Annotated in this window: 17 protein-coding genes and 4 pseudogenes; 13 read left to right on the top strand and 8 right to left on the bottom strand. The window is 34.3% G+C overall.

Annotation, left to right across the window (positions count from 1 at the left end):
* The first annotated feature begins 109 nt into the window (after window positions 1-109).
* The 4 genes and pseudogenes from NST60_RS08050 to NST60_RS08035 all read left to right on the top strand — a co-directional run.
* Window positions 110-1,203 (top strand): annotated as a pseudogene (locus NST60_RS08050) (L-dopachrome tautomerase-related protein).
* Between the two features lie 301 nt (window positions 1,204-1,504).
* Window positions 1,505-1,750, top strand: a complete 246-nt coding sequence (locus tag NST60_RS08045; RefSeq protein WP_108897239.1) for a spore gernimation protein GerQ — start codon at window positions 1,505-1,507, stop codon at window positions 1,748-1,750.
* A 16-nt stretch (window positions 1,751-1,766) separates the two neighbouring features.
* Window positions 1,767-2,135: a spore coat protein gene (locus NST60_RS08040; RefSeq protein ID WP_126409024.1), complete on the top strand. Its 369-nt coding sequence runs from the start codon at window positions 1,767-1,769 to the stop codon at window positions 2,133-2,135.
* Window positions 2,136-2,153: 18 nt separating this feature from the next.
* Window positions 2,154-2,702: pseudogene (locus NST60_RS08035) on the top strand (alcohol dehydrogenase catalytic domain-containing protein); the annotation flags it as partial.
* 89 nt (window positions 2,703-2,791) lie between these two features.
* Here the strand turns inward: NST60_RS08035 and NST60_RS26750 are convergent.
* The 3 genes and pseudogenes from NST60_RS26750 to NST60_RS08025 form a co-directional block, all read right to left on the bottom strand.
* A pseudogene (locus NST60_RS26750) lies at window positions 2,792-3,163 on the bottom strand (PBECR4 domain-containing protein); the annotation flags it as partial.
* A gap of 252 nt (window positions 3,164-3,415) precedes the next feature.
* A complete protein-coding gene (locus NST60_RS08030) occupies window positions 3,416-3,763 on the bottom strand; it encodes a spore coat protein (protein WP_174752363.1) in 348 nt (115 codons plus the stop codon).
* A gap of 13 nt (window positions 3,764-3,776) precedes the next feature.
* Complete coding sequence (locus tag NST60_RS08025) at window positions 3,777-4,049, bottom strand: hypothetical protein (RefSeq protein ID WP_169189601.1); 273 nt, start codon at window positions 4,047-4,049, stop codon at window positions 3,777-3,779.
* A 395-nt stretch (window positions 4,050-4,444) separates the two neighbouring features.
* On the opposite strand from NST60_RS08025, the pseudogene NST60_RS08020 reads away from it, so the two are divergent.
* The 4 genes and pseudogenes from NST60_RS08020 to NST60_RS08005 all read left to right on the top strand — a co-directional run.
* Window positions 4,445-4,909: pseudogene (locus tag NST60_RS08020) on the top strand (DUF421 domain-containing protein); the annotation flags it as partial.
* Between the two features lie 614 nt (window positions 4,910-5,523).
* Window positions 5,524-6,111 (top strand): YitT family protein, encoded by a 588-nt coding sequence (locus NST60_RS08015; protein WP_169187804.1) that lies wholly within the window; start codon window positions 5,524-5,526, stop codon window positions 6,109-6,111.
* Window positions 6,112-6,405: 294 nt separating this feature from the next.
* Window positions 6,406-6,843, top strand: a complete 438-nt coding sequence (locus NST60_RS08010; protein ID WP_160549868.1) for a hypothetical protein — start codon at window positions 6,406-6,408, stop codon at window positions 6,841-6,843.
* A 95-nt stretch (window positions 6,844-6,938) separates the two neighbouring features.
* Window positions 6,939-7,199, top strand: a complete 261-nt coding sequence (locus NST60_RS08005; protein ID WP_340906144.1) for a YetF domain-containing protein — start codon at window positions 6,939-6,941, stop codon at window positions 7,197-7,199.
* A 469-nt stretch (window positions 7,200-7,668) separates the two neighbouring features.
* Here the strand turns inward: NST60_RS08005 and NST60_RS08000 are convergent, their stop codons facing one another.
* Window positions 7,669-8,463 carry a DUF3800 domain-containing protein gene (locus NST60_RS08000; protein WP_169187805.1) on the bottom strand — a complete coding sequence of 265 codons (795 nt, stop codon included), beginning with the start codon at window positions 8,461-8,463 and terminating at the stop codon, window positions 7,669-7,671.
* 364 nt (window positions 8,464-8,827) lie between these two features.
* On the opposite strand from NST60_RS08000, the gene NST60_RS07995 reads away from it, so the two are divergent.
* Window positions 8,828-9,400 carry a DUF3967 domain-containing protein gene (locus tag NST60_RS07995; protein WP_169187806.1) on the top strand — a complete coding sequence of 191 codons (573 nt, stop codon included), beginning with the start codon at window positions 8,828-8,830 and terminating at the stop codon, window positions 9,398-9,400.
* Between the two features lie 116 nt (window positions 9,401-9,516).
* Here the strand turns inward: NST60_RS07995 and NST60_RS07990 are convergent, their stop codons facing one another.
* Genes NST60_RS07990 through NST60_RS07980 form a run of 3 tightly spaced genes read right to left on the bottom strand, consistent with a single transcriptional unit; the run spans window position 9,517 to window position 13,236 of the window.
* Window positions 9,517-10,647: a Ger(x)C family spore germination protein gene (locus tag NST60_RS07990; RefSeq protein ID WP_341098596.1), complete on the bottom strand. Its 1,131-nt coding sequence runs from the start codon at window positions 10,645-10,647 to the stop codon at window positions 9,517-9,519.
* 4 nt (window positions 10,648-10,651) lie between these two features.
* Window positions 10,652-11,746 (bottom strand): GerAB/ArcD/ProY family transporter, encoded by a 1,095-nt coding sequence (locus NST60_RS07985; RefSeq protein WP_341098595.1) that lies wholly within the window; start codon window positions 11,744-11,746, stop codon window positions 10,652-10,654.
* An 8-nt stretch (window positions 11,747-11,754) separates the two neighbouring features.
* Window positions 11,755-13,236, bottom strand: coding sequence for a spore germination protein (locus NST60_RS07980; RefSeq protein ID WP_341098594.1), 1,482 nt, complete (start codon window positions 13,234-13,236; stop codon window positions 11,755-11,757).
* Window positions 13,237-13,433: 197 nt separating this feature from the next.
* On the opposite strand from NST60_RS07980, the gene NST60_RS26745 reads away from it, so the two are divergent.
* The 4 genes from NST60_RS26745 (at window position 13,434) to NST60_RS07965 (ending at window position 15,785) form a co-directional block, all read left to right on the top strand.
* Window positions 13,434-13,745, top strand: coding sequence for a transposase (locus NST60_RS26745; RefSeq protein WP_016205489.1), 312 nt, complete (start codon window positions 13,434-13,436; stop codon window positions 13,743-13,745).
* 11 nt (window positions 13,746-13,756) lie between these two features.
* Window positions 13,757-14,656: an IS3 family transposase gene (locus NST60_RS07975; RefSeq protein ID WP_040344397.1), complete on the top strand. Its 900-nt coding sequence runs from the start codon at window positions 13,757-13,759 to the stop codon at window positions 14,654-14,656.
* A 45-nt stretch (window positions 14,657-14,701) separates the two neighbouring features.
* Window positions 14,702-14,827 carry a hypothetical protein gene (locus NST60_RS07970; protein ID WP_263479876.1) on the top strand — a complete coding sequence of 42 codons (126 nt, stop codon included), beginning with the start codon at window positions 14,702-14,704 and terminating at the stop codon, window positions 14,825-14,827.
* Between the two features lie 625 nt (window positions 14,828-15,452).
* Entirely contained in the window at window positions 15,453-15,785 is a 333-nt protein-coding gene (locus NST60_RS07965) for an Imm44 family immunity protein (protein WP_318010530.1), read from the top strand.
* A gap of 150 nt (window positions 15,786-15,935) precedes the next feature.
* On the opposite strand, the gene NST60_RS07960 is transcribed toward NST60_RS07965, so the two are convergent.
* On the bottom strand, window positions 15,936-17,291 hold the full coding sequence (locus NST60_RS07960) for a transposase (protein ID WP_016205203.1): 1,356 nt from the start codon (window positions 17,289-17,291) through the stop codon (window positions 15,936-15,938).
* Between the last annotated feature and the right edge of the window lie 223 nt (window positions 17,292-17,514).

The raw sequence follows: 17,514 nt of genomic DNA, 5'->3' as shown, positions 1-17,514 counted from the left end.
ATCGATAGAGGTTAATGTTTTATAGAAAAAAACTTATTAAGAAACATGCACTAGAAAAAATATAAATCATATATAGGTGATATCCCGTTTGATGCTTAAGGAGGATATGATGATACCTATGTTACCTAGTGAAAAATATTTCGGTAATTTTGAACTGGTTTATCCATTTTATGGGGCTATGCCTACAGGTGTTACTGTTTCAGAAACCGGTCGTATTTTCATTTGCTTCCCGAAATGGGGAGACGATGTTAAATTTACGGTGGCGGAAATTGTTGAGGATAAATTGCAGCCTTATCCTAATTTACAAACCAATTTGGTTAACCCCGAGAATTTTACAAGGACTTTTATCAGTGTCCAAAGTGTAGTTGCTGATGGAAGGGGAACACTTTGGGTATTAGATACAGCTGCACCCAATTTTTCTGAACCTATTAAAGGGGGGGCAAAATTAGTCGCTGTTGATCTAGAAACGAATACAATAAGAAAAGTATATACCTTTACAGAAGATGTTGTCCTGCCTACAACTTATTTGAATGATGTCCGTTTTGATTTTCGTGTTGGAAAAGCAGGGTATGCTTATATAACGGATTCTTCTTCAACAGGACCAGGAGCTATAATCGTCGTAGATTTAGCAGATGGAACGCCTTCAGACGGTTAAATGGGGCAAATTCAACTTCACCCGATCCCTATTTTATACCGAAAGTAGAAGGAAAAGTATTAATGAATCGAAATAAAGATGGCAGTACTTCTCCATTTAGACTGGCTTCTGACGGTATTGCGATTTCGCCTGATGGAAGGGTATTATTTTTTTGTCCACTAACCAGTCGTCATCTGTTCTCGATCACAACAGAAGCCCTGAGAGACAGAAGCATACCGGACATGGAATTACCTTATCATGTGGAGTATTGGGGAGAAAAAGGTGCATCTGATGGAATGATCACTGATGCAAAGGGAACTGTTTATGCTGGAGATTATGAACACAACTGTATCCGCAAGATATTGCCAAATGGCACAATGGAAACGATCATACATGACCCGAGAATGTTGTGGCCGGATACTTTTTCAATTGGTCCGGATCAATATTTGTATGTCATTGTGAACCAATTACATCGACAGCCTAGATTTCATTATGGAAAAGACTTACGACAGAAACCTTATAGTTTACTTCGTATCAAAATTGATGAATTTCCTGCTCCGACCTTTTGATAATAAATAAACTTAAAATTAGGAACAGTTTATTTGGTAAATGTTAAACTGTTCCTGGAAATTTTTATAATGTTGGTAAGTTCAATTCTGTATTTATATTTCGGACTTACGATATATCTGGTTGAACATTTTTTTTGTACATGAAAAAAGGACCGCAGCAGCCATCATCCCCAGCTACACAAATTAATGAATTCCTCCCATTTATGAATTTTACCGATTATAAAAAACCTTAAAGAATGTTTCCTCCTATTTTTGGAACAATACAATTGATTGTATTAACGAATAAGGAGGTTAAGTAGAAATGGATAATCAAAAATTAGCCGATCATGAATCATTGGATTTGCATGAAGTTATTAATTTCAAAACCCTTTGCTTAGCGAAATCAAAACTAATGCAAGGATTGGTATTTGATCAAGATTTGAGAGCGTTAATGCAAAAAGATGTTGAACAATCCATCGAAGCGCTTGGGGAATTACAGGCAATTTATCAACGTGCACCTTTTGAAGCTCCTGTTCCTCAAAACCGTCCAACGCCAATAGTCAATTGAAAAGGAGGCAAATTCATTGAACCATGACTATTTAGACCCTATAAACTCACTGCACGTACCAGAGCTGGCAGATACCACATTTGCGATGGATTTACTTCTTCGTGCCAAAGAAGGCGTGCGCAATATTGCTGTCGCATTAACGGAGTCCGCATCACCTGATGTTAGAACGGTCTTACGAAACCAGTTAATGCAAGGGATTGCCATGTACCAAGAAATTACAGAACTAATGATTAATAAAAAATGGTTCCATCCATACGAACTAAGTGAACAGTATAAACTAGATCAACTTTCAGCCAACAATACCTTGATGATTGGCAAAATGAATCTATTTCCTGTTGAGACCAATAGAAAAGGTATGTTTGACCGGACACCTGATGAACACTAACACTGGAGGCTGTGACCAATGAAGGCAGTAACATATCAAGGTATTAAAAATGTTGTAGTGAAAGAAGTTCCAGATCCAAAGATTGAAAAACCAGATGACATGATTATCAAAGTAACGAGTACAGCTATATGCGGGTCTGATTTACATTTAATTCACGGCATGATTCCTAACCTGCAAGAAAACTATGTTATTGGTCATGAACCAATGGGAATCGTCGAAGAAGTTGGTCCAGGCGTGACCAAACTAAAAAAGGGAGATCGTGTCATTATTCCTTTTAATATAGCATGCGGTGAATGCCATTACTGTAAAAATCATTTGGAAAGCCAATGTGATAATTCAAATGATAATGGTGATATGGGTGCCTATTTTGGATATTCTGGTACGACGGGGGGCTATCCAGGTGGGCAAGCTGAATATTTAAGAGTGCCATTTGCCAACTTTACTCATTTCAAAATTCCAGAGACTTGTGAAGAACCAGATGAAAAGTTAGCAGTTATTGCCGATGCGATGACTACTGGTTTTTGGAGTGTTGACAATGCAGGCGTAAAGGATGGAGATACCGTTATAGATACACCACCTTCATTGAGTGAACAAACGACTAATGCATCAACATCAAGATTTGTGTTTAAACCGTCATTTGAAAAGACAATTACTGTTGGGTTTTGAACAATTTGATGTACAAATGGAAAATACAGCATTCGATTTCTTTTTGATTTGAACCATGTCCTATCTGTAGCTTTCAAAAAGTCAAAAGTGAGCGTTCCATTTTCTAGCTTTTGATAACCTGTTTTACCAGCATACTCATGTTTATTTTTAAGCTTAGCCACTATGTATTGAATCCCTAATAAGTGACACAGGTTTTCTTCTTTGAAACGCAGTTTAATCGATGGTCTATCGGTATCATCTAATTCAAAATGAAAAACTCTTCCACATAAATGTTCCTTGTAAAACTCTTGGAATAGTTGAAGGGAAACGTCTTTTATATTTGGTTTTTTCTGTATCGTAAGTAAATCTGTAACTGATAACATTTCTTAATTTCCCCTAAAACGAAAAATTGACCCTGGAAACATCATCTCCATTATTACACCCTAATAACAAGAAAATTGAAAGAAAAACCGTTGATAAAAGTTTCATCCACTTAAGATTCATCTTACCGCCACCCTTTCGATTGTTGTAAATTCTAAATTATTTTCTAGGTTGGTTAACAACTAACCAACCTTTTGTCTCGCATAACTATTGTTGTTTTACCTTGAGTTTATTCTTCTTGAACACGTGTTCTTTTATTGTATTACATTACCTCTATATGGATCTTGACTTTGCATGTAGTTAGAAAATTGCTGAACCGATTGTTGAATAGTTTGTGGAGTTTCTTTTTCCAAACCGTACCATCCGTTTTTAAACATTAAGTTATATAGATTGCGGTGACAGTCTTCTGTTTCTTGGGAAACAGACGCTATTGTACGATACAACGATTCATGGCTAGCTTCTTTTAATGCAGTCGAGTATGAGGAAGATATATATTTTTCCGTAGTTAAGGCATCGTTTAGAAAATCTCTATCGTTCATTTGCGGCGTCTTAGGGACTGGTGTTTCAGGATTTTTAATCCTATTTGGAGTATTATTTTCCACTATAGTTTCCTCCTTATTGATTCATATTTTGTGAAGGTTGAGATACATACTGTTGCATCTGTTGAAGCAGCTGTTGATAGTGTCGATCATGCATTTGTCCAGCTTGTTCAAGTGCTGCTCTTACTTCGGGATTTTGACATTGTTGAGCGAAAAAATGCATTTTCTTCATCGCAAGTAAATTCCAGCTTAACATATCGTTTACATAGAGATGATCCTTTGTTGACATTATTTCAGGCGGTTGTGTCATTAAAGCTTGTGCTTGTTGATTATTCATACCCGTCTGCATTTGTTGCATGATGTTTCCTCCTGTTAACAATGTTGTAATCACTTTAGGTAGATTGCCACACAGCGGTCAAAAATATGCAGGTATTTTAGACTAGTTTTAAAGACCCCCCCACCTCTAGATAGCATTAAATACTCCCCACCTATACTTAGGTGGGGAGTATTTGTGGCTAAACTAAATATTAATTTATCCTATTCCAGACCCTGTTTAAATCTAAGGGGACATAGACTTTATCACCATGAATTTCCTTATGTATGATAGGATTGGTAAAACTTTCATCTAAATAATTTTCAATTATTTTCTTATGTCTAGCTCGTGGTTTTGTTCCTAAAATATTTTCAGTATAGTCCTTGTACATTACTAATGTATACCTCGCTTTTTTCACCATTTTCTTGTTTATAGAATTCGCTGTATTAGAGGCAACAGGGGATTTATCCGTCATGTTAAAGAAAGAAAACCATCCATTAACAGCAAAGGATCTAAACTTGACGGTTGCTTCAATTAAAGAGTCTCAGACTGTTATTATGGATGGTGTGATAATGGATGAACCACTTGCGACGATTGGACGAAGCCGTGCTTGGTTACACACTGAATTAGAAAAACTTGGTGTAACGGTAGAAAATGTTTTTCTTGGACAAGTTAATTCCTATGGAGAGTTAACAGTTGACCTGTTTGACGATCAATTACAAGTCGCATCTCCTCAAGAAAGACCTTTAATTCTTTCGACCATGAAAAAGTGCCAAGCAGACTTAGAGCTGTTTGCTCTTGGAACCGAATCAAAAGAAGCTAAGCAAATGTATAGTAAAAATAGTGAAAAACTACAAGAAGCTATTGATAAAGTGATGCCTATTTTAAAAGGATAATGGTTTATTTCGCTATCTTGGATGATCTTAAGACACATAACAAAAAAGTAGTACCATTTTTTTATATAATATCATTAAGTCGAATCTTGAAAATAAAATCTTTGGAAAAATATTTTTTTAAAATTGATTCGGGTATATGTATATATAGAAAGTTTTTCTTCAGCCGTTAAATTTAAAAACGCTAGGAAATTTTTTCAACTAAATATTCTGCTACAAATGATGTAAATACTCTAGAAGGAAGTCGTGATACCTATTCGTTAGTAGGGAAAGAGCAGAAGTATCAAAATCGTATTTATGTTATCGCCTAGTGTAAAATAAAGGGAGTAAACTGGGAATGCACCTATATCATATATTATAATTGAATAAATTTAATGTCTATCTGCAAAAACTGCCTCACCTCGGGTAGTTTTTTTGTATCATTAATAGACATTTTCCTTTAAACAGGGTTACTTGACCTACAAGGGCTAGGGTTATTAGTTATCGTTTTTTTGCGCTTATGTTGCGTCTACTTGCACTTCAGAAGTTATATTCAGTGAAGTAAAAGTTGTCTATAATTCTAACGTTTTTGGCATATACATAGAACACGTCCATTTAGACAGGAGAGTTCTTAATAAATGCCATATTTTATGAAAGCAGTTGCTATTCTTGTAGGCAGCATGTCAATAGCGTTGGGAATAAATACTTTTTTAATACCAAACAAAGTTTTAGATGGCGGAATTATTGGCCTAGGTTTAATTATTAGTTATTTATTAAATACAAACGCCGGGTTCACGATAATGGTATTGAGCATCCCCATTTTTGCTCTAGCTTGGTTTAAGTATCGTTCATATTTTTTTAATAGTTTGCACGGTATGCTTTTATCATCATTTTTTATTGACCTTTTTCATAACGTTAATCAAGTTCCTATAAAATTTTCACCAATTCTTAGTTCATTTACAGGTGGTGTATTCATTGGTTTTGGCATTGGTCTTATGCTTCGCTTCGAGACAAGCACAGGTGGAACAGATTTATTAGCCCAGTACTTTTCTGAATTCATTAAAATTAATGTTGGGATCATCATTTTCATTATGGATGTTTTTGTTATTTGTCTTGGGGGTTTATTCGTTTCAACAGAAACTTTCTTTCTTTCGGCTATAACTATTTCATCTGGTGGAATAACTACAAGCCTTTGCACTTGGAATTTTAAAAGCAATGATTATTGACCAAGTAATTCCAATTAATAACAATTAGGCAACTGTCTAGTCATTGGACAATCGCGGAGCATATGATGAAATTGTTATTATCAAATAGGTAAAAATCATTAACAAGGATGTTTTAATAAAAGGTTTGTGTCATTTTGAATAATTTACTTTTGATAAGTCTATTATCAATTACCGGAGGCCACTTACCTTTTCATAACCAGAAGCATTAACGAAATTTACCTATTTGTACTTTTAAACATGTCGATTGTTTTTTGAATATTATGGATGAAAATTATGGTCGGGAGATGAAGAGGAGTGGAAGAAGTAGAAGAAATACAATATCGTGAAGAGTTGCTGAAATGGTGTGATAACATTTATTTGCATTGGGAAAGAATGAAACCAAGGTTTTCAAAATTATTTGATTTGAAGACCTTAGAGGAATGGGAAGAGTCATGTCGTGGGTTGAAAGAAAAATTACAGATAGATACAGAAGCTGATCTTGATGAATATCACACAGCAAAAAACTTATATGAACAGTGGGAAATGTTGTATGGAGAATCAATAAGTGGTAAAGAAGACGTTAATTCCGATGTGAGGGAAGGTGTGGAGTTGTCCACTCAATCTGATCGCGAAATCGAATTGTCGGATCGGGAAAGTGATAAAGAGGACGAACTTATACGGGTGACAATTAATTTGGAAATACCGAGACAGGATTTAAGGAAAATTTTATTAGACTATAAAATGGAAGTCTAGCCATCCCAAATAGAGAGGGGTCAAAATTCGTATAGAGAAAACGCCAAACCCTATGTTCAAGGTGTTGGCGTTTGTTCATTTTTTACTCTTTATAAATAGTTATTTACACAACACTATTATTAAATTCCAAGTATCAAAAACCAGACAAGCAAGATCTCAATCTTCCAGAAAGTCCAGTAGACGTCCCAACATCTTTAAAAATAGATGGGGAAATTTTATGGGATAATTTACATGAACTCGGATTTGATCAACAGTGGTTAGATAACCAATTAACTACTAATGGATATAATAATGTAAAGCGTATACTCTATGCAGATTGGCGAGAGAGTGAAGGCATACATGTAAGTCCTAAATAAAATTTGTTAGGATAAGAGCACATCAATTTTCTTGATGAATATAAACTTTAGTCTTCAACAATCAGGCGCTTTAATGAAGTAACTAAAGCCAAATTTTTCACTTATAACACCGAGAAATTAGACTTTTTATATTTTGATTTCCTTAACGTTGTAAATCCGCATTTTCCTGACGCTACCCCTCCTATAAATTGTAACATTTTAGGAGGTGTAAATTCACTGGGAATTAGAGTAAAGATTTTTAATAAAATTCTTAAATTAAGTACTGATTATTTTTATACCTATAATAACCAGTATTTTTAGATTCAATACTTAACAATACTTATGTATTGAATTTTAAACAAATCCTTTATTAATACGATTTTTAATAAACGAAATTTTCCGTCCATTGATTTAGTTTACATAATATCGAAATCAAACCCCAATTTTGGGGTAAGAGGATCAAAAAAAAGCACCTTCAAAAAAAGATGCTTTACTTCCAATATTCATAATGATTTGCAATGAAGATCTGTAAATAATCATTAAAATTAATTTCCGTTAACTCTCTGACATTACTCCATTCAAAATACTTAATATTGCTAATCAACGAGTAGAATTTAGGGTTTTTTAGAAGGCTAATTATTACTGAATTTCTAATTTGATACTGTTTTGATTCTGAATCAGGTTTATTTTCAATAATATTCCGAATAACACCGAGTAAGAGATCTGTTATCTCCACCCCTATTTCTTCCCCTTTTGGCACTAACTGACTTGTTAATACCACATAATGTTCTCCCCGATACAATGATTGAATATTGAGCTGCTCTTTTATTAAATCATTTAACTGAAAGCTTTTATATTCTGTAGAGTCTTCTATGTAGATGTCAGTTGTGATGTCTACAGTACGACCATATCCCCTCAAAAGACCATATATTATACGTTCTGGGAATTTTGTATAAATCATCCTATCGATTAAATCCTCACCAAATCCCCTTCTATTCGCTAACATTGAGTAGTCATAATGAATAACGTTAAATTTAAGCAAATGATGATATTCAGCAATAAGATTTAAAGCCTTAACGATATTTGTACGATAATCAGCTTTACCCGTAACATCTTTCCAGTGAAGCTTTACGGTTCCATCTCTTAATTGTTGGGATAAAGCTTCAATTTCTGGTAAAGAATAGATCTTAGAAGGAATTGAAAGTCCACCCATAAGATTAGGTTTATCCTTTCTTTTCCCACTCTCATCAAAAAACACTTTTATATTTTCATTTTGAACCATCATTTTCCCCTCTTCGGAAGGTTGACAAAGAATATATTATTAGGTAATATTGGTTTACATATCAGTTCTCACTCTGGTAGTGCGAACTATATAAAGACAAAACATTCACTCATCCTGGTGATGCGTGAAATTTGTTGCTTACCTAACTGCCTACCTTGGTAGTTTTATTTATTTTCTTTTCTTACATAATAGCATGATTTAAAATTTTCAAACACTTCCTAATTTCAGGGAAGTGTTTTTTATAGTTAAAACAATAATATAAATCGGACAATACTTTAATCTGACGATAAATCGAATATCAGTTCCATCTGTCCAAGCTTTCTATCTTTCTATACAATAACGGTAAATGAGATCGGAGGTTTTTACTATGAGTGGAACGGACGGAACACTAACTGTAAGAGATATGACGAACCGTTTGAACATTGGTGACAGTACATTGCGTAAATGGTGCTTATCTTTAGAAGAACACGGTTATAACTTTTACAGAACGGATCAGAACAAGAGGATATTCACGCAGCAAGACTTAATCGTTCTCCAACAATTTCAAAAACTTGTTCAAGAGAAAAACATGTCAATGAATAACGCTTCTTTAGTAGTAACAACAAAGCATCAGAAGGCACCGTTCTCTGATGAGACGGAAATAGAACAGGAAAACAACGTTCCTTCAATGCGTTCTGATAATCAATTTATCGAACGTTTGATGACATACATAGAACATCAAGAAGAACGCCAAAAACAGCAAGAACAGTTTAACAAAGCATTATTGGAACGGTTAGATCAACAACAGAAATACATAGAAGAACGGCTTAATAAGCGTGACGAAACACTGATCCAATCATTAAGGGAAGTCCAGGAGACAAAGAAGCTAATTGCAGCTGCAGAAGAGAAAAGGGAAGAAGAAAGCAAGAAAGGGTTCTTTCAACGCTTATTCGGTAAATAACAGTGGATTTAAGGATACGTGGTGTTTTGATTTATGAATGCGATACTTGTGGTACATTCTTCAACACTTGGGTCGTGGTTAAGTCGCGTTAACGATTTTGTTCCTAAAAAAACATGTTAATCAACTGTTCCAGTTCGCTTAATTTCCACCTTTATATTTGGTTTTATCTTTAGTGCTGAATATTTTTGTCTTAAATCTTCCTCAGTTAAATAGGAATATTTTCTAACACTTCTTATTTTTCTTCCGATGCCAATGGGATCCGTATTTAAATTTTTAAATTCCTCAAGTATATATCCAAATTCTTTGTTTAGGGCTTCACCAATTAGTTGCTCCATTTTGTTTAGTGAATCTTTATTTTTCACAGAAATAGATGGTTGAAATTCTAATGTTGAAACGGAAATCGTTGCATTTAAATGAACCAATTCTTCGTTCTTTATTTCAATGTTTCCTTTGTACTTTATTGGATGAAGTGTAATCTTATAAATATCACTTTTAGGAAGGTTGAGTTCGGCCATACCTCTTTTCTCTAGTTCTTCAGCAGCAATCTCTACAGTTATATCCCCTAAAAATGCCTTATTATTTGTGAATAATTTTATGTAAAGGGTGTTTATCAACGAAATAGATCCAACAATTTTATCTTCTTTGAATAATGCAACACCATCTATAGAAGGTGCTACCCCATTTGCATTTTTTATCATGGGTAGGGTAGGATCGATACCAATTTCATATAGTGTGGTTATAAAATCATGAAAGTTGGAGTTGACTAACATTTCTTTCTTTTCGTGTTTATCCAATAGTTGATAGATATAGGATCCCATTTCGGGATATTCTTCATAGTTTTTATTTTTAATCGTCTCCTCAGCATTATCAGTAATGGCCAAAAAGATTAAATCACTGATACTGCTATCTCGTTGCATAGTATCCAGAAAAGAAGAAATTCCTACTGTTTCTGCCATATTTTTATTAAACAGTATGGTCCTTAATTGACCAGACGTAATATCATGGCTTGTCCGTTCCTCTAGTTTTTGTCTGATTTGTTTATTAGTCGTTCCGTCGGCAGAAAGGGTTACACTTGTCTTTTCTTCTTTTCGGTCAAATTGTAACAAACTGATAGTGCCTTTGTATGTATTGTCATCAAGCAAGTCAAAACCAATAATCGTTGAAATTCCTTGCATTTCTATTATTTTTTCAGGGGCCATACATGCAGTACAAAGAAGAGAACACAGCAGAATAACAATTTTTTTCATTCTTTCAACTCCTTCTGGAACGAGTATTGATTTTTGATTTTATAATGGTTATTCCATACAAGAAAATCGGATAGATAAACCACAGAAAAAATCCAATTTTGCCAATTTGATCAAAAAAATAATTATTATCTACTCTTTTAGTAATTAAAAAACTGCAGATAAAAGGGATAATGGAGATGAGCCATATTCCATATTTCTGTTTTATATGAAAAATCTGTTTAATACCCATGGAAGAAATATACAGAGTGATACATAGGTTTGGAAAAATAACTAAAATCCATAATGGAACCGCAACAAATTCAAAGCGCTCAATAAATGGAAAATGGACCGTGCTAATCATGCTGACAACAGGCCATACATTCTTCTCTAATTCTTTCGCGCTAAAAAATAAAATAGAAACAACAGTTGTTATTAAAACAAGAATGGTCGTAAACCAGACTGCTATTTGACTAAACAGCTGTAGTTTATTTTTCTCCTTTATAAATGGAAAAATAAAAAATAACGTCTCGAAACCTAACATTGTATAACTGCTCTTGAAAACTCCTTTCATAATTTCTGAAGGAGTTGTCGTCATAATAGGTAAAATCCTAGTTAGGTTTATGGTTTGAAGTGGTTGGTACACAACAAATAGCAGCCATATAGTCAATAAAAAGGATAAGAAGCAAACACCGGTCACTACTCTAAATCCGCCGGATACAGCATAAATGGTTAATATTAATAAAGCCAATACCCCGACCCATTCATAGACACCTTCATATCCCCATGTTAGTGACAACTCGACATGACTAATGGTAATCGAATAATGGACGGCAATAAAGTAAATGACAATAAGGAAGTTAAAAATACTACCAATCAAGCGTCCGAATATATGTTCATGAATTTCAAAAAGAGTACCACCTTCATTTTTTTTTAGGATAGAAATCATTAACCATGTAATCAAGCTAACGAATAAACCAGATAGTAAAATGGATATCCAAGCATCTTTTTTTGATTCTAGATACACAATTCTTGGAACTCCAAGAATTCCCATACCAATTTGCGAAGTGTGTATGATATAAAACGCCATAAAGGCGTTAACAAATCGTATATTTGATTTCATTTTGCACCTCAAAATTCATCTAAATCTGTTATATTTCTTAATCGCTCCTTTAGGCGAATGGAGTCTTTTGGTCGATTTACTAACGGTCGCCTCATATAAAAATGGTGGGGGAGACGTATTAAAAAATATTGCAAATCTTTCATTCTTAGCGGATATAGAGGTGCAAGATAAGGTTTATTTAAAGAAGTTAATTTTAACAAGTGAACCATTAGAATACATATACCAAAAATGATTCCATTTAACCCCCAAACACCTGCTAAAATAATGATTGGAAATCTAGCAATTCTGACAGCAGTGCCCATTTCATAAATAGGAGCCGAAAATGCCCCTAATGCACTAAATGCAACAATGATAATTAAAATATTGCTAGTTAATCCTGCCTCAACCATTGCTTGGCCAATGACAATACCTCCTACAATTCCCATTGTTTGTCCTACTTTTGAAGGAAGGCGGGCACCAGATTCTCTAAGTAACTCAATTAACAATTCTAGTAAGAGTGCTTCTAATAAGGGCGGAAAAGGAACTTGTGAACGTGATTGTCCAATGATAAATAACAATTTAGATGGTATGAGTTCAAAATGATAAGTCATGGCAGCCACATAAATGGCTGTTAAAAAAATAGAACCTACCATAGCAAAAAATCGGATAAAACGAATAAATGTACTTAAAGACCATCTCAAATAGATATCTTCTGTTGATTCGAAAAATGAGAAAAAATTAGCAGGACCTATAATCCCTACTGGGCTACCATCTATAAAAACACCAATTCGCCCGTTTATAATCGAGTAGATGAATCGATCGGGCAGCTCTGTTAATATAAATTGTGGAAATAAAGAGTAATGATTATCTTCTAGGCATTGAGCCAAAACGGCACTGTCACTTATATTATCCGTTTTTAATTGTTTAATCCTTTCCTTAAGTGTCTGAAGAGTGTCATCGTTCGCAATATCTTTTATATATACAATTCTTACTTGCTTTTGAACGCGTTCCCCAATCTTTATTTCATCCGTGCACAAATTATAATCATTTAGATTTTGTCTGATTATCTTAACGTTAGAAGTTAATGATTCAGTGAACGAAATTTTAGGTCCATATACTAACGATTCTGTTTCTGCTTTCTCAATAGAGCGTTCAATGGGATTTGCGCAGTTCACCATGAATCCCTTTTTCTCTTCTAAGAAATAAATATAAGCAAATCCATTTAATAGGGAAGAGATAACTTCTTGTTCCTCTATATTTACCATTATTTCTTCTATAGGAATGTTTTTCATTAAATAGGTGTAATGTAAGTATTCTACAGAAAGTTGTTCAATGTATTTAATGACATATTCATTTAGAATCTCTGGCTTAATTAAATTCTTCATGAAAATAATATGAATCCCCACTTGTCCAGCTTCAATCTTTCGACAATTCAAGTCGGGTGATTCATTAAGAATCGATTTAATTTTTTCATAACCTGGCAAGCTCTCATTATTATTACGCTCTGTCATTCTTATCATTTCCTTCAACGTTTTTTATAGTGTCTGTTAAAAAAATTATTTTATACAGAATATGGATAGAAGGATCGTAGAACCAATACATCATAATGGACAGCGTTAAACCATTATTGCTCATAAGCCCCAAAATGAACTTGGACAATAAGAGTAATATTTATTATACTGCTTAATGTACCAAGGAGGCTGACATCATGAAACGAATAAAACATTCTAAAGAATTTAAATTACAAGTCATCAAGGAAGCCCAAGACACAGGGAAGAATACCCTTGTAGCTCGCCGGTATGATCTGAATCCCAATATGGTTAGTCGCTGGGTTCGTGAATACAAAGATGGTAAATTTGGTGAAGTAGATGTGGCTGTGCTGCCAGATATAGACTCCAAAGAATTATCCAAAGAAAATGAAAAACTTAAAATGTTATTAGGTGAAAAAGACCTTGAAATAGCGATCCTGAGGGATCTTATAAAAAAGAAAAACCCTCACTTGCTGAAAAGCATGAAGTAGCTAACAAATGGATTCAAAAAGGCTACTCGATTTCAAAGGTGCTTAAAATCATAGGTATTCCTCGATCCACATACTATTATCAAAAGAATTATCGTGTTGAGGAGAAAAAAGTAAGTGAGGGACGTCCAGCACCAGGTTATTCGATCCAAGAGGACGGTCAAAAGATATCAGACGAACAGATTAAAGAATTTCTACTAGAAGAGATTGCCGGTGATTGCTATAACTATGGTTATCGCAAACTCACTAAGGTCTTAAGGCGAAAATACAAACTTAAAATTAACAAGAAAAAAGTATACCGGATTTGTAAAGAATTGGGCATCTTACGCCCACAGCGCCAAAAGAAAGTCTCATACCCTAGGAAACTAGCAAGAAATCGCATTATTACAAGATCTAATCAGCTATGGGAAGCTGACATTAAATATGGCTTTATCGAAGGTGAGGATCGCTTTTTCTTTGTCATGTCCATCATCGATGTTTATGACAGGGGCATCATTACCTATCATATGGGATTAAGCTGCACTGGAGATGATGTCAAACAGACACTGAAAAGGGCATTATTAAAACGCCAACAATATGATGAATTGGAAAAACCTGTAATCCGAACAGACAATGGACCGCAGTTTATTTCCCATACTTTTGAAAAGTTTTGTGAAGATTCCAAAATTGAGCACGAAAGAATTCCACCAAGAACACCAAATATGAATGCTCATATTGAGTCTTTCCATCGCATTTTTGAGGACGATTGCCTATCCAGATGGCAGTTTGAAACCTACACAGAAGCATATCAAGAAGTCATGAATTTTATGGAGTTCTACAACGAGAGACGTATGCATTCTAGTATACTAGATTTGTCACCAAAGGAATTCTATCAAAAACAAGATTCATTGGTGATCAAGGAGGTTCGGGTGTAATGGATGTATTCATTCAAAGCATCAGCTTGATTTGGAGTGGCGGGCATGATAGCCTCGTTCGGCGATGCCAATGTTGTAAAACAGCTGGCTTCTTGGCAGGAGAATCATGCCCGCAGAGGCTCCATGTCAAGCAACATGGCCTTTTTGAAGAATAATGAAAGAAATCTATAAAATAAAAAACTGAGGAAATGAAAGAATAAGAGAGTTATTGTCCAAAATTCGGGGGTTAATCCGATTGTGTCTAGTTTAAGAGGTTGGTTTCTTGTCAGTTATTACCCGTTTATTTTTAATGGAGAGACACTTAATTCTGCCTTAAGGAGCGGTAAGACTTTCTTAGCTTTGGAAATTTGAGGTTCTTAGGATGCCAAGTAATTTGTTTAGCCATCGCTAAAATAGTATTTATTTTGGTTAAAAGAAGAATAAAATATGATTTTATCAAGTGAGTGTTTATCCAAAAGTTTGTTAGTTGCTGGTACTTTTATCTATATTATTTTATGTTATGGAAACAATCTTCCTTATTACATCCGTACAATGGGTCAGTGTTTTAGTTTGTGAATAAATGTACTTAAAGTAAAGGATGCGTTTTTTCCATAACAATACATTTTAAAAAGTCCATTATATGCAGGATCTTATTCAAGCCAAGCGTATCTTGGACTGTTTTTGTTTATTAACCCTTTTAAGGGTAGGATAGAGGCAAAAGGATTTTTTAAATCCACTTAAATTTTCAAAAAATATAAGTGATATGAAAGGCTGGAAATCAAATTATATATTTTAGAAGCATAATGGGGTGACTAAAATGGAAATATTTCTAAGTGGGGAGACCGACATGGAGGTAGCCGAACAATTTAGAGAGATTAGAAATGAATTTGAAGCTAAACTAGAAAGCCTTAAGGATAAAAACTATGGTAGTGAATTACAAAGTATTGGAATAACTCCAATTGTCGTAAATCTCTCTCCTGAGTATGAGGAATCAGGCTTTTTTAAAGAAAGAAAACTATTTAAGAAAAAAGAAAAAGATGCAGGTTACAGGCTTCGAATAAACTTCGAGAAATTTGTTAGTGGTGATTACAATATAAAGAGATTATTATTAGCAAAAAATATTATTATCAATCAGATCATTAGGAACTAAGGCAAAAAAGGACTTTGATGCCATATCCTTAGAAAAAGATATTTATAGAAAAAATTATATATTTTAATGTAATGAGTCAATTTCATAAGTCTAACTTTTAAAAAATCAAAAACTTGCAGAATTTAATTCCTTTTAATTTTTTTACTTTGATTAAGCAACTTGTTGTTGATTTAACATTTGATTAAGACGGTCTGCAGCTAATTTTGAAGCATTATAAACTAACGTAACGAGGTCAAAATGGACTTTAGCCTTTTTTCCTGTACGATAACGAACATTGTTTAATTGGAAATATCCCTTAAGATAAGCATTCACACGTTCTACCGCCGTGCGTCTTTTGAAGATTTTTTTCCATGTTTGAGATCCACGTGCTGGCGCTGTAAATTTTCTTAAATCTGTAGTGATTTTTACTTTATACACCTTTTGACATAGAGCATCATTGGCTAGTGGACAGTCTTTACATTCGTTTGGACGTGTGTATTTTAGTGTTTCATATTTTACTTCAAAGCTATCATAGCGATAGGAATGTTCACGGACACAAGTAGGAGCGAAATGCTTATCAAAACCAATTGGTTCTGGTTCATTGCGTTTATTATAAGCAATCACAGCTCGATGACCCATTCGATGTATTTGCGTATAAATGGCTTCAAAATCGTAACCAGCGTCCATTGTTTCATAGAGTAAAGAAGAAAGCGATATTCGTTCATGAATTCCTTTTAATAAAGGAATCGCAGCCTTTCCGTCATTCAAGTTGGCCGAAGAAAGAAGGGATTGAAGAATATATTGACTGGATGTTCCAACAGCCAAATGAGCTTTAAATCCATACCAAAAAACGTTTTTTCCTTCACTGTTTTTCTTCACACCCCACTGTGGATCTTGAGGAATTTCAGCTCGAAGGTCGGCTAAAGGAATGTCTAACTGATCTTCGATTTTTTTATCAAAAAGAGGCAGATTGGCTTCCAGTTCCGCCTTTTCAATGAGCCATTTTTCATATTCTTCTTTTGATTTACGCCCACGCTTTTTCGGTTCACTTTTCGGTTGTTCTTCCTTTGGTGGTGCTCCATCTTTTGCGAGAAAGTGTGTAGCGTCAATGGCTACTGTGTCATCGGAAATAAAACCTTCTGAAATCGCTTGATGAAGCAAGGTTCCTTGGACTTTTTCAAGTACATTCGATTCACTGAGGATTGTGACCATTCTGGAATAAGCTGCTTCTGACGGAATAGTATCTGACACTAAAAAGCCACAATCAAGGCGAAAAATCATGTCATTCTGTAATCTTTTCACTAAATCTTTAATAAATGAAATACGCTCTGTGATTCTAGCAACGAGTGAATAAATCATCGCTGCATAGTTCAACTTAACGGGTCTTCCAAAACGTGATTTCTTCGTTACCACAGCGAAGATTGGGTCTATATCAATAGAAGAAAAAATAGCTTCAAAACGTTGGGTAGGTTCTAAATTATATAATTCTTGTAGGTCAAATAGGCTTCCTTGTCGTATAATAGTCATAGGGAGTCTTCCTCCAGTCTTATAAGTTTGTGTGGTGCTTACTTATTTCGACATTTTGGGGAGGTACTCCTTTTTTCGTACATTTGATAGCTTGTGGCTCTAAGGATTTAATTTATGAAATTGATTCGATTATATAAATTGGTTCATTTGTTATTATGTTTAAAATAAATTGTTTTCAATATGCATTTGCAATCAGTATACAAAGACAAAAAGATGCTAAAAA

Origin of the sequence: Niallia sp. FSL W8-1348, assembly GCF_038006745.1 — a bacterium.
GTDB classification, from domain to species: domain Bacteria; phylum Bacillota; class Bacilli; order Bacillales; family Cytobacillaceae; genus Niallia; species Niallia alba.
The sequence above is the reverse complement of the archived record's forward strand: the minus strand, read 5'-3'. Positions and strand labels throughout refer to the sequence as shown.

Bases quoted from the DNA above. Each gene is read 5' to 3' on its own strand.
- NST60_RS07965 (WP_318010530.1), top strand. From the start codon at position 15,453: ATGGAAATATTTCTAAGTGGGGAGACCGACATGGAGGTAGCCGAACAA.
- NST60_RS07970 (WP_263479876.1), top strand. From the start codon at position 14,702: ATGATAGCCTCGTTCGGCGATGCCAATGTTGTAAAACAGCTGGCTTCT.
- NST60_RS08015 (WP_169187804.1), top strand. From the start codon at position 5,524: ATGCCATATTTTATGAAAGCAGTTGCTATTCTTGTAGGCAGCATGTCA.
- NST60_RS07995 (WP_169187806.1), top strand. From the start codon at position 8,828: ATGAGTGGAACGGACGGAACACTAACTGTAAGAGATATGACGAACCGT.
- NST60_RS07980 (WP_341098594.1), bottom strand. From the start codon at position 13,236: ATGACAGAGCGTAATAATAATGAGAGCTTGCCAGGTTATGAAAAAATT.
- NST60_RS08045 (WP_108897239.1), top strand. From the start codon at position 1,505: ATGGATAATCAAAAATTAGCCGATCATGAATCATTGGATTTGCATGAA.
- NST60_RS07985 (WP_341098595.1), bottom strand. From the start codon at position 11,746: ATGAAATCAAATATACGATTTGTTAACGCCTTTATGGCGTTTTATATC.
- NST60_RS26745 (WP_016205489.1), top strand. From the start codon at position 13,434: ATGAAACGAATAAAACATTCTAAAGAATTTAAATTACAAGTCATCAAG.
- NST60_RS07960 (WP_016205203.1), bottom strand. From the start codon at position 17,291: ATGACTATTATACGACAAGGAAGCCTATTTGACCTACAAGAATTATAT.
- NST60_RS08025 (WP_169189601.1), bottom strand. From the start codon at position 4,049: ATGCAGACGGGTATGAATAATCAACAAGCACAAGCTTTAATGACACAA.
- NST60_RS08000 (WP_169187805.1), bottom strand. From the start codon at position 8,463: ATGATGGTTCAAAATGAAAATATAAAAGTGTTTTTTGATGAGAGTGGG.
- NST60_RS07990 (WP_341098596.1), bottom strand. From the start codon at position 10,647: ATGAAAAAAATTGTTATTCTGCTGTGTTCTCTTCTTTGTACTGCATGT.